The sequence below is a fragment of the Acidocella aminolytica 101 = DSM 11237 genome (assembly GCF_900129125.1).
Lineage (GTDB): Bacteria > Pseudomonadota > Alphaproteobacteria > Acetobacterales > Acetobacteraceae > Acidocella > Acidocella aminolytica.
In genome coordinates this window covers 1-21,337 of sequence record NZ_FQVJ01000049.1, presented here as the reverse complement: position 1 = coordinate 21,337, position 21,337 = coordinate 1, and the positions used below count along the sequence as shown (strand labels likewise).

The following is a 21,337-nucleotide window of genomic DNA, read 5'->3' as shown; positions in this document are numbered from 1 at the left end:
AGGCAGGTCAAAGCAGGCTTACGGCGTCATCCGGCAGGGGCGTCGAGGTTCTATAGGTCTGTCGAACGTGCGTGCCAGTCATCCCGTTCACTCATTGCCGTCAGAGCAGTCCAAGCGCTGGCTTGAGGCCGCACCGCAGACCCAACCTTCCCATAGCGCCGAACCAACACCAGCCAATGTCGTGGAACCAACACCTGCCAATGTCGAGGAGCCAACACCAGCCTCTGTTGTGGAACCAACACCAGCCTCTGTCCCACAACCAGAGCCGTACAATATCGTTGGTATGCCCATGGTGTTCGGGGTGGGATAAGCCCGCGGGGCTTGCCAGAGGGGCCAAAATATATCCGAAAAGTCCGCAGACACCTCGGTTAAAACAACATGCGCTATTTAGCGTTCCGACGTTAACGTCGCACGATATGGGCGATTTTATCGGCTCGCTGAATTCTCAAAGGCGAGCGGCAAAGATATCGGGGCTGCATCTGGACGGGTTGATTGGCTACAAACCGCACGGATGAGCGTATAAATTTTTATCCAGCGGGTGGTAGTTTCTTCCCGTGCTCTCAAAATACGTACACCAAAAAATTAGAGCCACAACTGAAAATCGAGAACGCCCCATTGCCTCGCAAGGCGTTGCTGGCCAGGACCAAAACCAAGCTATCTGACACACGACAGCGAGTTTAATGTAAACGTTTTCTTTTTGCCGCGAAACTGTCATGGGCTGGGCGCTAAGGGAACCCCATGAATGTTTTACAGCGCCCCACTTTGCACGACGTTGCCGCCCGTGCGGGAGTTTCCATCGCCACGGTCTCGCGTGTACTGAACGGCACTGGCATCATCCGCCCGGCAACCGAGGCCAAGGTGCGCGAAGCCATTCGACAACTCGGCTTCCGCCCCAACCGTATGGGGCGAGATTTGCGCATGGGGCAAAGCAGAAGCATCGGTGTGCTGCTACCGACCCTCGCCAACCCCATCTTTGCGGACAGCGTGGCGGGCATCCAAGAGGCCGCACGCAATGCGGGGTGGACCGTACTCATTACTTCCAGCGATTATGACACCGGTCACGAGCAAACCGCCGTAGAAGGGCTGCTCTCTGAGCGCGTGGCCGGCTTAATCATTACCGTGACAAATGCCGACACAAGTCAGGTTCTGAATAGTCTGGATAATGAACTTGTCCCCTATGTGTTGTTCCATAATGAAACTGGAAATCCAGCGCGCTCCTGTGTGGCAGTGGATAATGCGCGTGCCGGGTATGATGCCGCTCAAACGTTAATTTCCCATGGGCATCAGAGGCTTGGCATGGTAGCCGGTCAGTTCGCCGCTTCCGACCGTTCACGCTCCCGTCATGCGGGCTTTACGGTTGCAGTACGTGCCGCAGGATTGCCCCAACCAGACTTAATCGAGATCGATTTCAATAGCGACATCGCTTGTGGCGCATTGCGCGCCGCATTCTTAACCCCTTTACGGCCCACGGGCATTTTTTGCTCCAACGATCTGTTGGCGCTACGCACCATCGCTGGATTACGAGAATTGGGCTTGGCAGTGCCGTACGACGTGTCTGTAATCGGCATGGACGGCATTAACGTCGGCCAACTCATAGCACCCAGCCTAGCCTCCATCGTCCAGCCATCGCGCGAGATGGGACGGCAGGCATTCGCGCATCTACTGGCGCGCATCGCCGGAGATGCCGAGCCTGAGCAAATCCGCGTTCCCCATAGCTACCGGCCCGGACAGTCTCTTTCGGCCGCCAAACTGCAGGAGTGATCCCCTCATGTTCAGACGTACTATGCTGACACTTTCCAGCGCGGCTGCGGCTTATGCCGCCGCCACGAGCGATGCTTTCGCTGAAGAATTCGCCATCTGCTATAATTGCCCTCCAGAATGGGCCGATTGGGCGGGGCAGTTGAGGGCTTTCAAGAAGGCAACGGGTATCACCGTGCCATATGACGACAAAAATAGCGGTCAGGCGCTGGCAGCTGCACTGGCCGAACGCGCTAACCCGGTGGCGGATGCGATGTATCTGGGCGGACAGGTCGGCATCCAGGCAAAGCATCTTGGCCTGACGCAGCCCTATAAACCCGCCGGATTCGATGAGGTTCCGGCTGGCCAGAAGGATCCAGAAGGCTATTGGTTCGCCATCCACAGCGGTACATTAGGCTTTTTTGTGAACACAGACGCTCTAGGCAGCAAGCCCGTTCCACAAAGCTGGAAAGACCTTCTGAACCCGACCTATCGCGGCATGATCGGCTATCTCGACCCATCAAGCGCTGCTGTAGGCTATGTGGGCGCTGTAGCTGTGAACCTCGCATTCGGCGGCAGCTATGATAATTTCACCCCTGCCATCAACTACTTCAAGAAACTGCAGGCAAACCAACCGATCGTACCAAAGCAAACTGCCTATGCGCGGGTCCTCTCTGGCGAGATTCCCATTCTGCTGGACTATGATTTCGATGCCTACCGCGCCAAGTATACCGACAAGGCACCGGCCGAGTTCGTGATCCCGCAGGAAGGCACGGTGAGCTTCCCTTACGTGATGACCTTACTAAAGGGCGCGCCGCATCTCGCCAATGGTAAGAAACTGTTAGACTTCACGCTCTCCGATGAGGGCCAAAAACTTTGGGCAGCCGCATATCTCCGTCCTGCACGTCCTATCCAACTGCCCGCCGAAATCGAGGCACGCTTTCTACCCGCCAAAGATTATAGCCGCGCCAAGCCGGTTGATCTGACGGCCCTTGCGGCAGCGCAGAAGGGATTCTCCGCGCGCTACCTGGCTGAAGTATCCTAAATGAATAATCGCTGTCCTAGCGAAGCGGCACGGCAGGCAGGAATGATTCTACCTGCCGTGCTGGTCTTTTCCGCCTTTTTTATCATTCCGTTTGGCGTGCTGCTACGCGTGGGCGCGCAAGGAGCCTATGGCATTGCCGGCTACTGGCTTGCACTGATGAACCCAGAGCATCTTGAAAGCCTGGTCGCCACGTTGGTCTTATCCACCGTTGTCACCGTAGCGACATTATGTCTCGGAGGAGTATGCGGAGTATTTTTAGGTCGGAATCGTTTTCCCGGCCATGGGCTGATGGTGTCCATTCTCACCTTGCCGCTCGCCTTTCCCGGCGTGGTGGTAGGTTTCATGATTATCATGCTCGCCGGACGACAGGGGCTAGTGAGCGATATCAGTCTCGCATTGCATGGTGGTCGGATCGTATTCGCCTACTCTGCCTGGGGCTTGTTTCTGGGATATCTCTACTTCTCGATTCCCCGCGTGTTGCTGACGGTGATGGCTTCCGCCGAAATACTCGATGCCAGCCTAGAGGAAGCCGCTCGCAGCCTGGGAGCAAAGCCGGCGCGCGTATTTCTGGACGTAACTTTGCCAGCTCTAAAACCAGCCCTAATCTCGGCGGGCGCTCTCACGTTCGCCACTTCTATGGGGGCATTCGGCACCGCGTTCACATTGGCCACACGCATCAACGTGCTGCCTATGATGATCTATACCGATTTCACGCTCAGCACGGACCTGTCCTCCATCGCCGCTCTTAGCCTCTTGCTTGGGCTAATAAGCTGGGTCGTGCTGAGCTTAGCCCGCAGCGTGGCAGGCAGCGGCGTAGCAGCGGCCGGGTAGTATGATGAAACATTCCGGCTTCTGGCTGCAGCTTGGCCTCACGCTGCTCGTTTCCGCATTCATCGCTGTACCCATGGCCTATTCAGTGCTGGCTGGGCTTATGCGTAACGCCTTCTTCGGATTGAAAAGCGGGCTTACCCTCAAATGGATTACGCAGGTCCTCTCACTATATTGGCCCACCATCCTTCTCTCCGTGGAAATCGCCCTCCTGTGCCTGGTGGTGACACTGCTCATCGGTATTCCCGCTGCCTATGTTCTAGCTCGCGCCCCCGGACGGCTGGCACGGCTGGCAGAGGAAGCGCTTATCCTTCCAATTGCCGTACCGGGGTTGGCCACGGGTCTAGCCCTCGTAATGACCTATGACCGATGGGGGGCGTTCCGGCAGAGCATGTGGTTCATCCTAGCCGGACATGTGCTGTTCACCCTGCCCTTTATGCTGCGAGCGGTACTAGCGGTTATGTCCAGTGCGGATTTAAAAAGCCTCGAAGAAGGAGCAGCTAGCCTCGGCGCCAATTTCACATGTCGGTTCTTCGATGTGGTGCTGCCCAATTGCCGTACCGGCATTCTCGCGGGAGCGCTCACCGTCGTTACCCTTTCTATGGGCGAATTCAATCTTACCTGGATTCTCCATACACCTCTGACCAAGACATTGCCTGTGGCTTTGGCGGATGCCTATTCCTCCATGAGGCTTGAAGTTGGCAGCGCATATACGCTGGTGTTCTTTGTTCTCATTGTACCACTACTTCTCTGTCTGCAGCGCTTCACCCGCCCGCAGGCCGCCAGGAAAACCCAATGACTACCTCCATCACCCTCGAAAATTGCGGCAAAAGCTTCGCACAGGCTCGCATACTCGCCCCTGCCAATCTCACAATAAATGCCGGTGAGACATTGGTGTTTCTGGGGCCTTCCGGCTGTGGCAAGACAACCTTGCTACGGATGATCGCCGGATTGGAGTTCCCCGATCCAGGAGGACGAGTTCTGTTTGGAGCACGGGACGTAACGAAAGTACCCATCGAAAACCGCAATGTCGGTATGGTGTTTCAGAGCTACGCGCTATTCCCGAATATGAATGTCGCGGAAAACATAGGTTACGGTCTAAAGCTTCGCGGGATGGCGAAGCCCGCGCGCCACGCTCGCGTGGAACAAATGCTGGAGATGATGCGCATTCAAGATTTGCGTAACCGCAACATCAGCCAACTTTCCGGGGGGCAACGCCAGCGCGTGGCCCTCGCCCGCGCCGTTGCGGCACAGCCAGATGTGTTGCTGCTCGACGAGCCTCTGACGGCACTCGACGCCAAACTGCGGGAAACGCTACGCGTGGAGATTGACACGCTGCTGCGCCAGCTTGGCATCACGACTGTTTATGTCACCCACGACCAAGCGGAGGCCATGGCCTTGGCGGACCGGCTGGTGGTGATGCAAAAAGGCCGCATCAAGCAGATCGGCACACCTCGCGAGATATGGTTCAACCCAGCGGACCATTTTGTCGCCGAGTTCATCGGTGCAACCTGTTCATTGCCCGGATTTATCGAGAATGGCGTACTCTCTGTTTCCGGATTGCGCGCCCTCTGGAACGCCCCTGACGGGCCGGTACGGGTGATGCTACGCCCACATGCATTGCGCTTGGCCGGTCCAGCCGATGGACTGGCCGTGCTCGTGCAGGCTGCACAGTTCGTCGGTGACCGCACACGCGTCACGATCGCCTTACCTGATGGGTCACAGGTCTCCCTCGATACTGAGCCTGACACACGCACACTACCTGGCGACATCCTGCACATCGCCGCTGATCCAGCCGCGCTCATCGTTATGCCTGAAGGCACTCCCGTATGATTCTCGCTCAGTTGACTGATATGCATATCAAGGACAAGGGCCTGCTAGCCTATCAAAAGGTGGATACATCGGCAGCGCTAGAAGCTGCCCTGGCCCATCTTGAGCGTCAGAGTTGCAAAATTGACGTGGTATTGTTTACCGGCGATCTGGTTGATAGTGGCCGTGCCTCCGAATATGCACGGCTACGCGTCCATCTGGAAGCATTAAATACCCCTTTTTTTCTTATGCCCGGCAACCATGACGACCGCACCGCTCTACGCGCTGCCTTCCCAGACCATACCTATCTAGGGCATGAAGACGAGCCCGTTTATTATACCATCGAGCAATATCCGTTACGCATTATCGCGCTGGATAGCCTCATGCCAGGCCGGGGGGAAGGACAGCTTGGGACGCTGCAGTTGAACTGGCTGGCTGAACGCTTGGCGGAGCAGCCGAACCGGCCAACCCTGGTGGCCGTTCATCACCCCCCCTTCCCTACCTTCATCGGCCATATGGACCGCCTCGGCCTTACCGACAGCGCCACCTTTGAGGACATCATAACCCGCCATAAGCAAGTGGAGCGCGTAATCTCGGGCCATATTCACCGCCCGATCTTCACGCGTTGGGCAGGCGGTATTGCCTCCACCGCTCCATCCACTGCGCATCAGGTTGCGCTGGATCTACGGGCAGACGCATCTTCGGCCTTCATGCTGGAGCCGGCTGGCTACCAGCTTCACCATTTCACTCGGGCCACCGGCGTAACCACCCACACCGCTCTGGTCGGCAACTGGCCAGGTCCCTTCCCGTTCTTCGACTCTGAAGGACGGCTAATCGAATGAAATCTACCTGCGCACGTCGCCGAAGAGCAGGCTACGCTTCATAGTTAGGCTCCAAGCCGCTCTCGAGCGAGCCCCCCAGCCCCCCAATGCCAAGCTGCATCGCGAAAGCCACGGTCAGATTTCGTGGCTTTGCGACTTGGGGTACTCTCAAAGCCGTAGCTTCAAGTTCTCAACGTAGAAGGCAACGCCAAACAAGAATTGAGAACGGCACAGGCTCCGGACATGCCAGGTTCAACTGGCATTTCCGGAGCTATTAATTCAATCAAAAATCCGCGTTCATGTCTAGTTTAGTGGTGTCAGGCGTCATCAGGATAGCGACGATCGCAGCCAACGCATAAAGCATCACGATCCCACCAATATAAAGATAGGCGTGATGGATACCAAAATCCTTCAGAATTTGCCCTGCAATAATTGGAAGCAGGCCCCCGCCATAAACCTGGCTGAGCTGGTAACCGGCACTTGCTCCGGATGCGCGGTAGCGAGTGGGAAAATTCTCGGTGTAAAACGTCGGAATAGCGCCATAGCCAAAGCCGAACACGAAGCCGAAGCCGACAATCTCCGCGACCGCCGCTAAATAGATGTCATGCGTGTTGATAAGATAGAAATACGGAATGATGAAGATCAGAAACACCACAGCCGAAGTAAGGAGCACAGTGCGACGGCTGACTTTATCAGCTAATAGCGCGCCACAATACATAAATACCAGCATGAAGGCTGCTGCAATAAGCCCTATAACTTCTGCCTGTGTACCGCTGAAACCCACCGCCTTCATGTAGCTTGTGCCAAAAACAAAGGAGAGGAAAAAGGCACCGGAAAACATCGCGTTCACGAAGGAAGTACGGATGATGCGCAACGGCATTTCCCGCCATACCTTCGCGGCTGGGAAATCGAGTACATGGTGCTTATCGCGCAACTTATCGAACAAATAGCTATCTTCGGTACGGAATCGAATAAAGATGCCAACGATGGCGACGAGGAAACCGATGAAGAAGAATATCCGCCATCCCCAAGCAATGAAATCGGCCGAGCTCATCAGTGACTTCACCAGCAACACAGAGGTAAAGCCAAGGATCAGCCCAATCGGAATCGCAAAACCAACCCAAGCGCCCCAAAAGGCGCGGTTCTTGGTATTGGCGGCCTGCTCCACGACCCACGTTGAAGCGGTACCGAATTCCGCACCGAAGCTTATACCCTGAAAGAGACGGAAAATCACGAGCAGCACCGGTGCCGCGACACCGATAGACGCGTATGTCGGCGTCAGGCCGATGGCCAGCGTCGAAGCGCCCATCAATACCAAAGCCCAAACAAGTGCGTCTTTGCGCCCGACCTTGTCTGCAATATTCCCGAAGATGAAGGCACCAACCGGACGGATAATAATGCCTAGGCCATAGACACCAATCGCCGCGGCAACCGCAGCCAAACCAGGTAGTTTAAAAAAAAGCCCGCCCCAGATCGTGGCGGCGATAATCCCGGTCACCAGAAAATCATATTGCTCGATAACGGATCCGATTAGACTCGCTATTGCCACCTTGCGAATCTGCGCAGTGCTCGGAACGACGAGGCTCTCGCTCATACTCCCCCCCTTAAAATATATTCGACACGCCCTGGATAGCGCCGGATCGCCGCACGCGCCAGAGACCTGTCCATTACCTGCATGACAAATTGGGCTAACTGGCCATGAACTAAAGCCACTCTCTCGGTGGTTTACTCAGACGGCTCGGCGCTGCTCCGCAGCATGGCGCAAAAGTGCGACAAATCTGTAGATTCCGTGGACGAATTTGCTGTAGGGCATAGTCAAAAAGAACGCCAGCACAAGCCCGAGATGTACGCAGAGCGCAACACCCTGCGCCTCAGTGCCCCGCAGCCCCAGCAGCAGAAGCCCGCTTGCCGCAATCAGTAACAACAACAGCAGCAACCCAACATCTGCGCTCAGCAATTCCCGCGCACTCGGTTCCTGATCCGCCTGCAATTTCATCCAGAGCAACCCAGTGCAGCCCAAGATAATACCAAAGCCGCCAAATAAGCCTAGTAGCACCGGTAAGCTCATAAGCGGATAGGGCGCCGACCAGCCGAGAATCAGGTCCTCGAATGCGCCTGCGCAGGTGGCGGCAAAACAAAGAAGAAATCCGTAAGCCATCAGATGATGCAGGCGCCGACGGGCAGTGGAAAAACTCCCATCCTTGTCGTTGCAACCGTGACCATTACCACCAAGGTAACGCAGGCTGGCGGCATCCTTCAGCGCCTGGTAGAAATCCTTGAGCGTCCAGCCGCGTGGACCGGAAGCCTTCCAGTAGGAGGCCAGCCCCATGCACATGGCCAGCAGCGCGAATAACCCCGAGGCAAACCCAGTCAGCGTCATCACTGCCTTGGGTATGATCAGATAAAACCCATCCGCTGGCTGTACCGGCAGTTTTCCAAAGACCGCGTTGGGAGATTGCAAGACCAACGTAAGCAGAAAGACTATTGCGATCCCTCCTGCCATTGCCATCGAAGTGACTAGGCCGTTGCGCGCGAAAGCTTTGCTCAGAAAAGCTGGCCAAGCGTGCGTGGCATAACTCTCTTGACGCAATTGCGCAAAACTCTGCGCAACGTTAATGCCAAATTCATGCGGTGGCGCATATTGGCAGGCGTAGTAACAGCCCTTGCAATTATGACAGAGATTAGCAAGGTAAGAGAGGTCCGCTGCCGCAAAATCGCGGCGCAGTTCCATTGCAGGGAATACCGCGCAGAAGCCTTCGCAATAGCGACAGGCATTGCAGACCTCCATTGCCCGACGCGCATCCGCCATCGCCGCCGTTTCAAATTGTTCAATACCGGACATTGCGCGCCGCCTCCTTGCCTGCGATCCGGCCAAATACAGTTCCAATCGCCATACCGAATCCCGCGAGATAGCCCTTGCCAAGTATACTACCAGCCATGATTTCCCCCGAAGCGTAGAGATTTTCCACCACGCGCTCGTCCCGCATGATGACCTCTGCACGTTCATTCACTTTCACGCCTAAATAGGTGAAGGTGATACCCGGACGCAGCGGATAGCCAATGAAGGGGGGCTGCAAAATGGGCCTCGCCCAGTTTGACTTTGGCGGGCTCAACCCCTCAGTGTGAACGCCATCCAGCGTGGAACTGTCAAAATCCCCAGGTACACAGGCCGCGTTATAGCGCGACACTGTTTCCTCTAAAGCTGTTGGTTCCAGGCCAAGTTTTTCCGCAAGAGCGGCGATACTTTCCGCTTTAATTGCTGGAAATACCGAGGGCATAAAAAGCTTCTCAGCACGGGCATCGATGATGCTGTAAGCCACTTGGTCCGGCTGTTGTGCTACCAACCGTCCCCAGATCGCATAGCGCTTCGGCCAAACATCCTCCCCTTCATCATAGAAGCGCTGGCCGTGCTTATTGACGACAATAGAGAACGGCACACAATCAAGGCGCGTTGCGATGCCGCCATCGAATTTCGGCGCTCGTCCGTCAATCGCGACGGCATGACACTGGGTAGGATCACCAACCGAAGCAACCCCCTGATCCAGCAGATTCCGTAGTACTCCACCTTGTGCGTAGGGTGTCCCACGTATTAAAAAATTTGCTGCCGATGGTCCCCACGCTTCCTTTAGCCACTCGATATTTGCCTGAAACCCCCCAGAAGCCGCGATCACGATCTTACACGCCAATTCCAATGGGAACCCCTTGGATACGGCTTTCAGCCGGCGGACGCGGTGACCTTCCAACGTCACCTCTGTAATCTGAGTGTCGTAAAGCACCTCCACGCCTAGCGCCTCAGCCGTGGCATAATAGGCATTCAAAAGCGCCTTACCGCCGCCCAGGAAAAATGCGTTGGTACGAGAAAGACTCAGGGTGCCGCTGAGTGAAGGCTGAAACTTCACGCCGCAGCGGGCCATGAAGGGTAGTGCGTCTTGCGTTGAGCGAATCGTTAGCTTGGCTAACTCACCATCAGTCTGACCTCCGGTAACGCGCTGCAGATCGTCCCAGTACTCGTCTTCCAGGTAAGCTTCGGTTAGCACCGAGGTCGGCGCAGCGTGCATGGCGCGGATATTGCGGGTGTGGCGTGAATTACCACCACGCATTGCCTTGGGTGCGTGTTCGAGCACCAGCACACTCGCCCCACCCAGGCGCGCCTCTACCGCCGCTGTAAGCGCGGCATTGCCACCACCGATCACCACGATGTCGAAATTCAGATGCTTCTGGTCCATCTCACCCCGCAATGTATACAGCTGCATACAATTATCGGCGGCGCGCGCCCCTGTCAAATACCCACGGCGTAGTTCACCTCAGTCTGTGAACTGCCGCTGCAAAAGCTGGATACGGGTCTTGAAGGCGTTTCGTATATGCTGGCGGGCGGCTTCTTCCGCCCCACCCGGATCACGCGCCGCGATTCGCGCTACGATTAGCGCATGGTCTTCGACTGAGGCTGCGCCCCTCCCCGGTGCACCAAGCGTAGTGCCCGGCAGCAGCGCCAGCGAAAGTCTAAGATTCTCAAGAGCCTGGGCAAGATAGTGATTGCGTCCTGCATCGCGCAACTGCTGATGGAAAGCTCGGTTTGTGCGCGCCAACGTCGTAACATCGTCAATGCGCACGCGGTCCGCAGCAACCATCTCTTCGAGGACATTGATTTCAGTCGCCGAGGCGTGCTGCGCTGCCAATTGCGCCGCCATTCCCTCCAGCATCTCTCGCAGCGCGTAGAGCTCGGCGATCTGGTTGTAATCCAGCGAAGTAACTGCCATGCCCTGATGGGGCTGATGAGTGATCAACCCCTGCTGTTCAAGACGCTTCAGCGCCTCCCTGATCGGGGTACGACTGAGCGAAAAACGTTGTGCCAGCTCCGTCTCGCGGAGCCGGGTACCGGCAGGCAACGTGCCATTTTCAATGCCTTCCAGTAGCAGCTCATAGGCGTCTCGCCCACTGGAACGGGCGGTCTTTCGAGGGAGGCTAGGTTTCTGGACTGTCATCGATACGCCTTTGTATTGCGGCCCGCTTATGCCGTCTTGAGGTCGGGCTTTCAAATTGGTCGCATTCGCTATTGGCGTTAAAGTAAGAAATTTCTTCAAGGTAAATTCGACATATCGGCCAGGAATATCTACTCCAAGCCCATCTGTTTGAAACCTGAGAAGTAGCCCCACTAGTTGGTTGAGCTCCAGTCAAGGGCAACGCATAGCCGCTCACAATTTAGGACAAACAGGTCGACAGCTCTGGTTAGGGCTTAATCTTCGAAATAGATCGCGACTAGAGAAGGCATGCCCGAACGGCCTTGGCTACCTTAACAATGCCCGAGCCACACTCCTTTCCTAACCCAATGCGAGATCAATCCTCCGCGAGGGACAACTTATGTGACGCTATACAGACACCACCGTGGCTTTTCAGATCTACTCCATAAATTGTTCGACCATCTGCAATTCTTCGCAAATGGATAAATCCCCCCAAATGTCGGGTTATACCAACACAGAAGCAGGCAATTCGGTCATTTATCAGAAACCGCAGGACGCCAAAAATAGAAGCCAAGAGAGGAGACGGAGGCAATATATTGGCCTCTCTCAGCACGGCTTAACGGTCCACGTGGGATACGATCGCGAACTTCAAATCCCCCGAGGCAAACCGCTTGCTGCTCATACCCCCACGACAGGTAACATATATTTGATTTATACCTTTTACGCTTTAGCAATTGCACTCCATAAGATTACAGATAATACACTTTTTGTTTAATAAACAGTGGAAACGCGTGGGCAGATGGCTGTTCGAGACGGATACATTGAATGGAGGGGGCTTCTGAAGCTTGGAAGGTCGGAGGAATTTGAGTTTAGCGGAAAAATCAATGCCAATGCCGCGTATCGCCAGATTGAGCCAAGATCAACAACGAAAACTTCGCCAGCATCAAAGACTAGCACTTCCATCGACTAACAATAAATTTAAATGCCCATGGCTATCTTGATGATCCAATTTTGTGGGAACTCGATACTTCCATATCGCGAACCCAGTTTCGAAGGCATCAAATCTCGAAATTCCGAGTTCAATCTACTTACAACTAGGTAACTTTGATTCGGTAGATTGAAACCCGGCAATTGGTCCAATACCCGTCGATTTAAAGGCTATTTACATGCCAAATAACAAGGTTGAACAAACACGCCAAGACACCACGGCGCGTTACAAGATCTTTGACATGCAATCAGACGAGTTCTTGAGAAGGATTACACGTGTTGCCGCAAGAGCTTTTGGGTTGCCAATAGCTCTGGTAACGTTTGCTGACTCTAAACGCGTGTGGACTTATGAAAACCATGGCATAGACCTCCAATGGACAGCGCATGAAGATGCTTTTTCCGATTACACAATTCAAACAGAAACTGTGCTTATCGTCTCCGATGCATTGCGGGACAAGCGCTTTTCAGATAGCCCGCTTGTTATTGGACCACCCTACATTCGATTTTATGCTGGCGCTCCGATCATTACCGGCGATGGTTACCCTGTAGGGACACTAAGTGTTCTCACGCCTGAACCATATGAAGGTTTTTCTTCCGAAAAAGAAGATCTTCTCAGAGAATTGGCACAAGCAGTCTTGACGGAACTGGAGCTGCAACAAGCAAAAAAAACTCAGCTTAAAATTTCCACAGACCTTGCGTTTTGGAATAGGTTTTCTAAGGCAGTTGCACTGGCGCCAGATTTTGACAAAGCTATTTATCAGACGCTTTCCTGCTGTGCCGAACGTACAAAAGCGGTAATTTGCTTTCTTGCATCTTATAACGCTGACTATGAGACGATCGAATATATCAAAATCTATCTTACCCCTACCGCCGAACAATATGGCCTAGATATCTCGAAACGTTCCGGAAACCACCCTAAAGAAGACGTTAGTTTTGGGAAACCTCTTTCAAAAGGCGAGATATCAGATACATCAGATTATATAGAAACAGAAAAGCTTGAACAATTTCCACTCTTACAAGAAATGGTTCAAGCTGGTATACGCCGCCAATTTGTTTATCCGTTTGATCTTGGCAAGCGTCGTTTCGGACTTGGTCTTGCGTTCGATTTTGATAGTTCAGATCTTCGCCAGAAATCGCAAATTTTGGCGCAGGATTTTATAACTCGTGTTGTGCCACTTCTAATGGGCCGCCTACGTGAATATGCTTTAGACCGGGCGAATCAGACTTTACGAATGATCAATGCCTCAAAGGAAACATTTGCGCGAGCCACAACGCCAGACGCTCTATTTGAAGCCGCTTGCCAACTTGCCGTTGATGTCGGTGGTTATGATTCCTCCTGGATTGGCATAGCTCAAAATGATCGAGACAAGTCTGTTCAGATCGCGGCTAGTGCTGGACGACACTTTCCAGCTCTCTCCAAAATAAGGTTCACTTGGCGTGGTGATCAGGATGGTAGAGGGCCTACCTGCACCGCCATTCGTGAAAAAAAAATCGTCCTATTACGTGATATTTCAAAAGAATACGGACCATTAAGTTGGCGAGAGGAAGCGCTTGCGAGCGGCTTTCGTACTAGCATTTGTCTCCCGTTTGGTTCTTATGAAGATCGGGCGATAGGTGCTATCACACTATACTCAAAGAATCACGTTTCTTTTGAACAAGATGAACAAAATCTATTGATCGAACTAACAGATATTTTGGCCAAAGCACTACAAAATATCACAAATAGGCGAGACTATGATGCTGCATTAGTTGCTTGCTCAATGAGTGAACAGCGAATTCAGCAGGTCCTCTTAGCAAGCGGTACTGTTCTGTATACGCTGAAATTTGTTAAAGGTTGCGCATTTCCTGACGAGGTCAGCAGAAATGTCCTCAATTTGGTAGGTTATGCTCCCGAAGACATGCAAGGCCCCGAGTGGTGGCGTGAACATGTCCACCCTGAAGATCTTCCTCAAGCTGAACTTGGTATAGCGCATGTCCAAGAGGCTGGACATTACATCCATCGTTATCGAATCAGACATCGAAATGGCTGTTTTCGCTGGATACGTGATGAATTGACGCTGCAACGTGATGCTAATGGAAACGCATCTGGTGTTATTGGGGTCTGGATCGATATCACAGAACATCATGAGGCTCAGGAAGAGATATACCGTCTTGCCCATATTGACCCATTGACCAGCCTTCCCAATAGACGTCTATTAAACGAACGTTTGGGAGAAGTGCTCACCGAAGCACGGCGCAGCGGGTCCCATGGCGCCCTCTTATTCATCGATCTTGATCGGTTCAAAAATATCAATGATTTACTCGGCCATAATGCGGGAGACACTGCACTGGCAGAGGTCGCTGGTCGCTTAAGGCAGATTATACGTGCGACGGACACGATCGCACGTATTGGTGGCGACGAATTCGTGGTTCTCCTCGCCAAGGCCGGCAGCACAAGCGGGGATGCATCAGCCCACGCAACAAAAATTGGAGAAAAGCTAATTGACTCGATAGCAGGCAGGCCGATTTTGCTAGGCGGCCAAGAGTACTATGTTGGTGCAAGTATCGGATTTACATTGTTTCCAAAACCAGCTGATACAATAGAGACGCTGGTTCGTGAAGCTGATACAGCGATGTATCAGGCTAAATCTGGAACTGACAATGTTGTGATGTTCAATCCCACGATGCACCAGTCACTCGTGATCCGCCACGCTATCGAAGATGATATACGTAACGCACTGAAAGACAAACGTTTTGAAATCTGGCTCCAGAACCAAATGGATAATACCGGAACGGCTGTCAGTGCGGAGGCTTTGGTCCGATTGCGAAAACGCGATGGTGGTATAACTGCTCCGTCCGAGTTCATCAGTATAGCGGAAGCTTCCGGGCTAATTGTTCCACTCGGCCGGTGGATACTCCAAGAGGCATGTTCTATCCTGAGGCAGATTGGTTCGAACAGGCCCGACTATGGCATTTCGGTCAATGTCAGCCCGCAGCAATTCTACGCCCCCAATTTTGCCTCGGATGTTCTCACCACTCTCGATCACTTTGGTGTAACACCAGGGAACCTGACACTGGAGATTACCGAGAATCTACTGGTCCAAGAGATAACAGAGACTTCCAAGATCATGGGGCGCCTTGCCGATCGTGGCGTGAGGTTTTCTGTTGATGACTTTGGAACTGGCTATTCGAACCTGCACTATCTAAGCCAATTGCCAATCAAAGAGCTCAAAATCGACCGCGGTTTCATATCTCAGATACCCGAAGACACCTCATCCATAGCAATCGTTGAAACCATCTTCGCGATGGCACGCAGGCTTGATCTTGATGTTGTTGCAGAAGGCGTCGAAAAAAACGTACAGTTCTCTTTCCTTAAAAATTTCGGGCAGATGCGAATGCAGGGATTTTATTTCGCAAAACCCATGGAGACTAAAACCTGGTTAGAATATCACCTTGAAACACATTCGACCTCAGCATTCGGTGAAATAGATTACTGATGCAAGTAATCAGATTTAACCTATATGCCCGCGGCTGGTAATGCAGAGCACCAGGCCGGTCCCGCATCGTCATGACCAGGCAGGATTGATGCGTGCGAGCGTGCCGTCACGGCTGATGCCGTAGAAATATGCTTGCGCCGCTGGGAAGGGCGCGAACTTGCTAAGGGCGCTGCCACCTGCATCGCAGATGGAACCTTGAGCCGCCTCCGCCACAGACAACTGGTGGACAGCACGTAGAGTATCGCTTCAAAGATCACTCGCAGAGATACCCCGCAGGCCGTGCGCATGACAATAAAAGCCGGCATAAAAGGTGCGATCAGCCCCCCATTCGAGCCGTTTCGGTTCAGGCTATTGTGATTCCGTCTGTTGCCACAAACCCAAAGCCACATCCAACTAAAAATACTCAATTATTTTTTCGTTGTGGCACTCAGGTAGCGTAAAAAGTGAGTTGCCTGATGAAAGCGGTGAATGCCCGAAATAGCCATGACGATAAAGGCTTGTTTCTAATAATTCCTTCTATTTTGACGCTCTCGGATTTGATGTTCGTCAATGCCACGTCAGGCGTGTTATGTATTTATTAGGCACATGTTTAAGCGTCATTTCATCAATACACACACTCTCTCTACTATTTTTGCCTTACTCTTTGCCGGCACGGCTTTTGCTCAGCCAGCGCCCGGCTGGGGACCGGGATATGGCATGGGTTCCGGGATGATAGGTGGTGGTATGATGGGAGGCGGAATGGGAAATTATCCGGTGTCGCCTGGCTGGGGCGGCAAGGTGCTCAGCTTTGATGACGCCCAAAATTACATTCAATACGGCAATACGCACGGCACGGCGGACGTCAAAGCCAATAGTGTGACCTTCACAGGCAATGACGTTGTCATCAACCTTGTCGCCGTACAGCCGGGCTATAAAGATCAGACCTTTGAACTCCACGGCCTCACCAACCCCACCATAATTGTGCCGCGCGGCGCGACCGTGCAGCTCAACCAGCTCAATATGGATTACGGCAATAACATGGAACACACGGTGGTGATCACCACCGTGCCGCCGCCTTATCCGTATATGGCCATGATGTATTTGGGCCAGCCACAAGTGCCACCCATGCCCGAACTGCCCTGGCGCAGCAGTGATGACTTGAAAACGGCGCAATATGCCGCCCTGGGTGAGAGTTTCGTGGCCAGCGCACCGGGCGAATACTGGTATGTGTGCCCGGCTCCGGAACATGCTGAGGAAGGCATGTACGGTAAATTCATCGTGCAATGAAATTCTTTCGCCCTCACTGAGACAGAACCGACCGGCATCGCCATCGCGCCGAGAATCAGGTTGAGCGTCATGCCGAACCTTGGATACGCCAGAAGCGACGGATATGCCGTCCATGCTGTGTGGCTTACACCACGATTGCCACAACGAGTTTGTGGTCAGATTTCCGAAATCGTTTGACGCAGCATCTCCCGTACTGTTCCAGCCAAGCGGGCGAGCTCTTGATTTTCTACGCCCTGCATGGACGCAACCGGATCCACCGCCGAGACTTCAACCTTGCCATCCTCGTGTTGCTGCACAATCACGTTGCACGGGAGCATGGTGCCGATCTTGTCCTCGATCCCGAGCGCCTGATAGGCCATTTTTGGATTGCAGGCGCCGAGGAGGCGGTACGGGCGAAACGCGACGTCGAGCTTCTTCTTAAGCGTCGCTTGCACGTCGATCTCAGTGAGCACGCCGAACCCATGCTTCTGTAATGCAGCCACTGTTGCAGCAACTGCTTCCTCGAATGGCACTGCCAGTGTTTTCGAAATATGATAACTCATCTGGGAATCCCTCCTTCTATTTTTCCGCTATTCTCAGCGCATGGTGAACTTATCGTAAGCCACGTTCATGACACTCGGACAGCAACCTCCTCCAGCATCAGCCGCCGCAGCCGCAACGCATTGCTGATGACCGAGACAGAGCTCAGCGACATCGCAAGTGCCGCAATCATCGGGCTAAGCAACACGCCGAACACCGGGTAGAGCACGCCAGCCGCGACCGGCACGCCAATGCCATTGTAAATAAAGGCAAGAAACAGGTTCTGGCGAATGTTGCGCATCACGGCGTGGCTCAGCGTTCGCGCACGCGCAATGCCGGCGAGGTCCCCCTTTACCAACGTCACCCCCGCACTTTGCATCGCAACCTCGGTGCCGGTACCCATGGCGATGCCGATATCGGCTTCAGCGAGTGCTGGTGCATCGTTCACGCCGTCACCGGCCATGGCGACAATCCGGCCTTCCGTCCGCAACCGGCGTACGATTTCATGTTTGCGCTCCGGCAGCACATCGGCGTCCACTTCGGTGATGCCAAGCTGGTGCGCAATCGCCTCTGCCGTGCGCCGGTTGTCGCCGGTCAGCATGACGATACGCACCCCTTCAGCCTTGAGCGCATCAAGCGCCGTGCGCGTGGTCGACTTGATCGGATCGGCAATCGCTATCGCCCCGGCCAGCTTACCATCGACGGCGATAAACAACGCCGTCGCGCCGCTTACGCGTAACTCGTCGGCCTCGCCCGCAAGCGAACCCAATTCTGCCCCCTCCGCCGTCATCAAGATGGCATTGCCAAGGGCAATGCGCCTGCCCTCGATTTGCCCGCGTACTCCTTGGCCGGTGAGCGATTCAAAGCTAGCGGGATCGCCGAGCGTGACCTTGCGCTCACTCGCGGCATGCAGGATTGCCGCCGCCAGCGGATGTTCGCTCGCGCGTTCGAGGCTCGCTGCGAGGCGCAAAACCTCATCTTCCGCAAAGCCGTGCGCAGGCACGATAGCGGTGAGGCGTGGCTTGCCCTCCGTCAGCGTGCCTGTCTTGTCAACCACCAGCGTGTCGACCTTCTCCATCCGCTCCAGGGCCTCGGCCGAGCGGATCAGCACGCCAGCGGTGGCGCCCTTGCCAACCCCGACCTGAATCGACACCGGCGTGGCAAGCCCAAGCGCGCAGGGGCAGGCAATGAGGAGGACGGAGACGGCGGCGATCAGCCCGTAGGCAAGCGACGGCGCCGGCCCCCAGACCGCCCAGGCCACAAAGGCAAGTACCGCAACTGCGATAACGGCGGGAACAAACCAGCCGGAGACAAGATCGGCGAGGCGCTGGATCGGCGCGCGCGAGCGTTGGGCATCGGCGACCATGGCGACAATGCGCGCAAGCACGGTGCCCGCGCCCACCACATCGGCACGCATCACCAGCACGCCGGTGCCGTTCACGGTGCCGCCGATCACCGTGTCCCCCGCCTTCTTGGCAACCGGCATCGATTCCCCCGTGACCATAGACTCATCAACAGTGCTTTGGCCTTCGAGCACGGCGCCATCGACCGGCACCGCATCGCCAGGCCGCACGCGCAGCCGGTCACCAGCTTTAACTTGATCGAGCGTCACCTCCTCGTCAGTGCCGTCATCCCGGATGCGCCGCGTGGTTTTCGGTGCAAGATTGAGCAGCGCGCGGATCGCGCTCCCGGTCTGGTCGCGGGCTCTGAGTTCGAGCACCTGACCGAAGATGACCAGCACGGTGATCACGGCCGCGCTCTCAAAATAGGTCGCGACCGAACCATCGGCACCGCGGAAGCCGGGGGGGAAGATGCCGGGCGCGATAGTGGCAACCACGCTGTAGAGATAGGCCGCGCCAGTGCCGAGCGCGATCAGCGAGAACATATTGAGACTGCGATTCACCACCGAGCGCCAGCCTCGCGTGAAGAAGAAGGCCCCCGCCCACAGGACGGCGGGGGTGGCGAAAATCAGTTGGAGCCAGCTCGAGAGCCCTGGCGGCACAGCCCGCGCGAGCACCGCGCCAAGGCCCGGCACGTAGACGCCCATCGCCAGCACCACCACCGGCACAGCAAGAACGAGTGATGCCCAGAAGCGCCGGCGCATATCGCGCAGCTCCTCGTTTTCTCCAGCATCAGCCGTGGGTGCTGCTGGCTCAAGCGCCATGCCGCAGATCGGGCAGTTGCCCGGATGATCCTGCCGAACGTCGGGATGCATCGGGCAGGTATAGATCGTACCCGGCGCCGAGGGCGGCGCCGAGGGCGCGTCGGCCAGATAGCGGCCCGGATCGGCGATGAATTTCTCCCGGCAGCCATTGGAGCAGAAATGGAATGTCCGCCCCTCATACTCGGCTTGGTGCTCGGACTTGTTTGGATCGACGGTCATGCCGCAAACCGGATCTTTTACCCCGTCGGATGCCGGCATGGCATGATGATGGTATGCGTGATGCTGATGATCGTCCATGGGGTACTCCATGAGTCACTGGCGTTGTCCTCGGGCTGCTTGCCGAGAACTCTATCTTACCCTATATACCCCCTAAGGGTATGGTATCAAGGGTACAGTTTCATGCATGACGCGGCACGGCAGAAGGTAACCCAGCGGCTAACACTTCGCTGAAAAACTCCTATCCTCTGGGATTATGATGTGATTCAGTTGCTCTGGGCATATTGTGGGTTTTGTGATGCGGGGTTCTTTTCGCGACCAGGGCGGGATGTTTTCGTATGTTTCTCCTGAGAGCCGGGTTCCTGCACAGCATCCGTTGCGCGCGATCCGTGCCTTGGTGCGGGATGTGCTGCATGAGATGAGCCGCAGCTTTGCCTGGCTGTATTCCAAGGAGGGCCGTCCCTCGGTACCGCCTGAACAATTGCTGAGCGCGTTGCTAATCCAGGTTCTGTACGGGATTCGCTCGGAACGGCAGTTGATGGAGCAACTGAATTACAACCTGCTTTACCGGTGGTTTGTGGGGTTGTCGCCGGATGATCCGGTGTGGAATCCGACGACGTTTACAAAAAACCGCGAGCGCCTGCAGAATGGTGATGTGTTCCACAAATTTATGAACCGGCTTCTGCACCACCCCCAGGTCATGCCGTTGTTGTCGGATGAGCATTTTTCGGTGGACGGCACATTGATTGAAGCCTGGGCTTCGCAGAAGAGTTTTCGGCCCAAGGACGGCAGCGATGATGACGGCTCGGATTTTCATGGCCAGAAGCGCAAGAATGACACCCATTCAAGCACCACTGACCCTGAAAGCCGGCTGTACCGCAAGGCCGCCGGGCGTGAGGCGAAGCTTTCATACATGGGGCACGCGCTGATGGAGAACCGGCACGGCCTGGCCGTGGCGGGCCGCGTGACCCAGGCTACCGGCACGGCGGAGCGTGAAGCCTCGGAAGCGATGTTGAAAGCCAGGGCCAAGTCAGCCGGCGGGCGCATCACCGTGGGCGAGGACAAGGCTTACGATACCGCCGATCATGTTGCCAATCTGCGCGACGCCGGTGTGACACCACATGTTACGCAAAACAACGGTGAGACCAAAACCGGCAGGCGCCGCCGCAGCGCCATCGACGGACGCACCACGCGCCACCCCGGTTATGCGATGTCGCAGACCCGCCGGGCGATGATCGAGTGCATATTCGGCTGGGGCAAGCAACATGGCACGATGCGCAAGACCAAGTTACGCGGAATTGCCCGCGTGACCGGTACGTTCATGCTCAACCTGATCGCTTATAATCTGGTGCGCATTCCAAAACTGGCCGGAGCATGAGGGACGAGTCTGTCCCGTACATGAAAAAAGACCGTAAAATTCACTCCTGTTTCAAAAAATTCGCCAGAAAGTCAAACCATCAAGCCATGCCAGACAACGTGATGATCAAATGTTCAGGTTTTTCAGCGAAGTG

General features: G+C 55.0%; 16 protein-coding genes and 1 pseudogene. 10 read left to right on the top strand and 7 right to left on the bottom strand.

What is annotated here, in order from left to right:
- The 7 genes and pseudogenes from BUB54_RS21280 to BUB54_RS17710 all read left to right on the top strand — a co-directional run.
- Positions 1-310, top strand: a pseudogene (locus BUB54_RS21280) (hypothetical protein); the annotation flags it as partial.
- Between the two features lie 428 nt (positions 311-738).
- Positions 739-1,761, top strand: a complete 1,023-nt coding sequence (locus BUB54_RS17735) for a LacI family DNA-binding transcriptional regulator (protein ID WP_048879170.1) — start codon at positions 739-741, stop codon at positions 1,759-1,761.
- 7 nt (positions 1,762-1,768) lie between these two features.
- A complete protein-coding gene (locus tag BUB54_RS17730) occupies positions 1,769-2,782 on the top strand; it encodes an ABC transporter substrate-binding protein (protein ID WP_048879169.1) in 1,014 nt (337 codons plus the stop codon).
- Positions 2,783-3,613: an ABC transporter permease gene (locus tag BUB54_RS17725; protein WP_082075681.1), complete on the top strand. Its 831-nt coding sequence runs from the start codon at positions 2,783-2,785 to the stop codon at positions 3,611-3,613.
- A 1-nt stretch (position 3,614) separates the two neighbouring features.
- Positions 3,615-4,409 carry an ABC transporter permease gene (locus BUB54_RS17720; RefSeq protein WP_048879167.1) on the top strand — a complete coding sequence of 265 codons (795 nt, stop codon included), beginning with the start codon at positions 3,615-3,617 and terminating at the stop codon, positions 4,407-4,409.
- Positions 4,406-5,443 (top strand): ABC transporter ATP-binding protein, encoded by a 1,038-nt coding sequence (locus BUB54_RS17715; RefSeq protein WP_048879166.1) that lies wholly within the window; start codon positions 4,406-4,408, stop codon positions 5,441-5,443. Before BUB54_RS17720 ends, BUB54_RS17715 begins: the two co-directional genes overlap by 4 nt.
- 11 nt (positions 5,444-5,454) lie before the next feature.
- The gene (locus BUB54_RS17710) at positions 5,455-6,261 is read left to right on the top strand and encodes a phosphodiesterase (RefSeq protein WP_280521947.1); all 807 of its coding nucleotides are present in this window, start codon (positions 5,455-5,457) and stop codon (positions 6,259-6,261) included.
- A 262-nt stretch (positions 6,262-6,523) separates the two neighbouring features.
- Here the strand turns inward: BUB54_RS17710 and BUB54_RS17705 are convergent, their stop codons facing one another.
- The 4 genes from BUB54_RS17705 to BUB54_RS17690 form a co-directional block, all read right to left on the bottom strand.
- Positions 6,524-7,834 (bottom strand): MFS transporter, encoded by a 1,311-nt coding sequence (locus tag BUB54_RS17705; RefSeq protein ID WP_048879164.1) that lies wholly within the window; start codon positions 7,832-7,834, stop codon positions 6,524-6,526.
- A gap of 135 nt (positions 7,835-7,969) precedes the next feature.
- Positions 7,970-9,082, bottom strand: coding sequence for a tricarballylate utilization 4Fe-4S protein TcuB (tcuB, locus tag BUB54_RS17700; RefSeq protein ID WP_048879163.1), 1,113 nt, complete (start codon positions 9,080-9,082; stop codon positions 7,970-7,972).
- Positions 9,069-10,493 carry an FAD-dependent tricarballylate dehydrogenase TcuA gene (gene tcuA / locus BUB54_RS17695; protein ID WP_277813458.1) on the bottom strand — a complete coding sequence of 475 codons (1,425 nt, stop codon included), beginning with the start codon at positions 10,491-10,493 and terminating at the stop codon, positions 9,069-9,071. Before tcuA ends, tcuB begins: the two co-directional genes overlap by 14 nt.
- A 51-nt stretch (positions 10,494-10,544) precedes the next feature.
- A complete protein-coding gene (locus tag BUB54_RS17690) occupies positions 10,545-11,222 on the bottom strand; it encodes a GntR family transcriptional regulator (protein ID WP_048879161.1) in 678 nt (225 codons plus the stop codon).
- A gap of 1,142 nt (positions 11,223-12,364) precedes the next feature.
- Here BUB54_RS17690 and BUB54_RS17685 point away from each other — a divergent pair.
- Positions 12,365-15,661 carry a bifunctional diguanylate cyclase/phosphodiesterase gene (locus BUB54_RS17685; protein ID WP_048879160.1) on the top strand — a complete coding sequence of 1,099 codons (3,297 nt, stop codon included), beginning with the start codon at positions 12,365-12,367 and terminating at the stop codon, positions 15,659-15,661.
- Positions 15,662-15,730: 69 nt separating this feature from the next.
- Here BUB54_RS17685 and BUB54_RS20995 read toward each other — a convergent pair whose 3' ends face one another.
- Entirely contained in the window at positions 15,731-15,880 is a 150-nt protein-coding gene (locus BUB54_RS20995; protein WP_217652541.1) for a hypothetical protein, read from the bottom strand.
- A gap of 519 nt (positions 15,881-16,399) precedes the next feature.
- Between BUB54_RS20995 and BUB54_RS17680 the strand changes: the two genes are divergently transcribed.
- Complete coding sequence (locus tag BUB54_RS17680; protein WP_139284976.1) at positions 16,400-16,927, top strand: cupredoxin domain-containing protein; 528 nt, start codon at positions 16,400-16,402, stop codon at positions 16,925-16,927.
- A gap of 155 nt (positions 16,928-17,082) precedes the next feature.
- On the opposite strand, the gene BUB54_RS17675 is transcribed toward BUB54_RS17680, so the two are convergent.
- A complete protein-coding gene (locus BUB54_RS17675; protein ID WP_048879158.1) occupies positions 17,083-17,469 on the bottom strand; it encodes a DUF302 domain-containing protein in 387 nt (128 codons plus the stop codon).
- 65 nt (positions 17,470-17,534) lie between these two features.
- The gene (locus tag BUB54_RS17670; protein WP_073211979.1) at positions 17,535-19,907 is read right to left on the bottom strand and encodes a heavy metal translocating P-type ATPase; all 2,373 of its coding nucleotides are present in this window, start codon (positions 19,905-19,907) and stop codon (positions 17,535-17,537) included.
- 217 nt (positions 19,908-20,124) lie between these two features.
- Between BUB54_RS17670 and BUB54_RS17665 the strand changes: the two genes are divergently transcribed.
- Positions 20,125-21,204 (top strand): IS5 family transposase, encoded by a 1,080-nt coding sequence (locus BUB54_RS17665; RefSeq protein WP_048880429.1) that lies wholly within the window; start codon positions 20,125-20,127, stop codon positions 21,202-21,204.
- Positions 21,205-21,337 lie beyond the last annotated feature (133 nt).

Bases quoted from the DNA above. Each gene is read 5' to 3' on its own strand.
- BUB54_RS17675 (WP_048879158.1), bottom strand. From the start codon at position 17,469: ATGAGTTATCATATTTCGAAAACACTGGCAGTGCCATTCGAGGAAGCA.
- BUB54_RS17665 (WP_048880429.1), top strand. From the start codon at position 20,125: ATGCGGGGTTCTTTTCGCGACCAGGGCGGGATGTTTTCGTATGTTTCT.
- BUB54_RS17690 (WP_048879161.1), bottom strand. From the start codon at position 11,222: ATGACAGTCCAGAAACCTAGCCTCCCTCGAAAGACCGCCCGTTCCAGT.
- BUB54_RS17730 (WP_048879169.1), top strand. From the start codon at position 1,769: ATGTTCAGACGTACTATGCTGACACTTTCCAGCGCGGCTGCGGCTTAT.
- BUB54_RS17715 (WP_048879166.1), top strand. From the start codon at position 4,406: ATGACTACCTCCATCACCCTCGAAAATTGCGGCAAAAGCTTCGCACAG.
- tcuA (WP_277813458.1), bottom strand. From the start codon at position 10,493: ATGCAGCTGTATACATTGCGGGGTGAGATGGACCAGAAGCATCTGAAT.
- BUB54_RS17735 (WP_048879170.1), top strand. From the start codon at position 739: ATGAATGTTTTACAGCGCCCCACTTTGCACGACGTTGCCGCCCGTGCG.
- BUB54_RS17685 (WP_048879160.1), top strand. From the start codon at position 12,365: ATGCCAAATAACAAGGTTGAACAAACACGCCAAGACACCACGGCGCGT.
- BUB54_RS17680 (WP_139284976.1), top strand. From the start codon at position 16,400: ATGGGAAATTATCCGGTGTCGCCTGGCTGGGGCGGCAAGGTGCTCAGC.
- BUB54_RS17670 (WP_073211979.1), bottom strand. From the start codon at position 19,907: ATGGACGATCATCAGCATCACGCATACCATCATCATGCCATGCCGGCA.
- BUB54_RS17725 (WP_082075681.1), top strand. From the start codon at position 2,783: ATGAATAATCGCTGTCCTAGCGAAGCGGCACGGCAGGCAGGAATGATT.
- tcuB (WP_048879163.1), bottom strand. From the start codon at position 9,082: ATGTCCGGTATTGAACAATTTGAAACGGCGGCGATGGCGGATGCGCGT.
- BUB54_RS17705 (WP_048879164.1), bottom strand. From the start codon at position 7,834: ATGAGCGAGAGCCTCGTCGTTCCGAGCACTGCGCAGATTCGCAAGGTG.
- BUB54_RS17720 (WP_048879167.1), top strand. From the start codon at position 3,615: ATGATGAAACATTCCGGCTTCTGGCTGCAGCTTGGCCTCACGCTGCTC.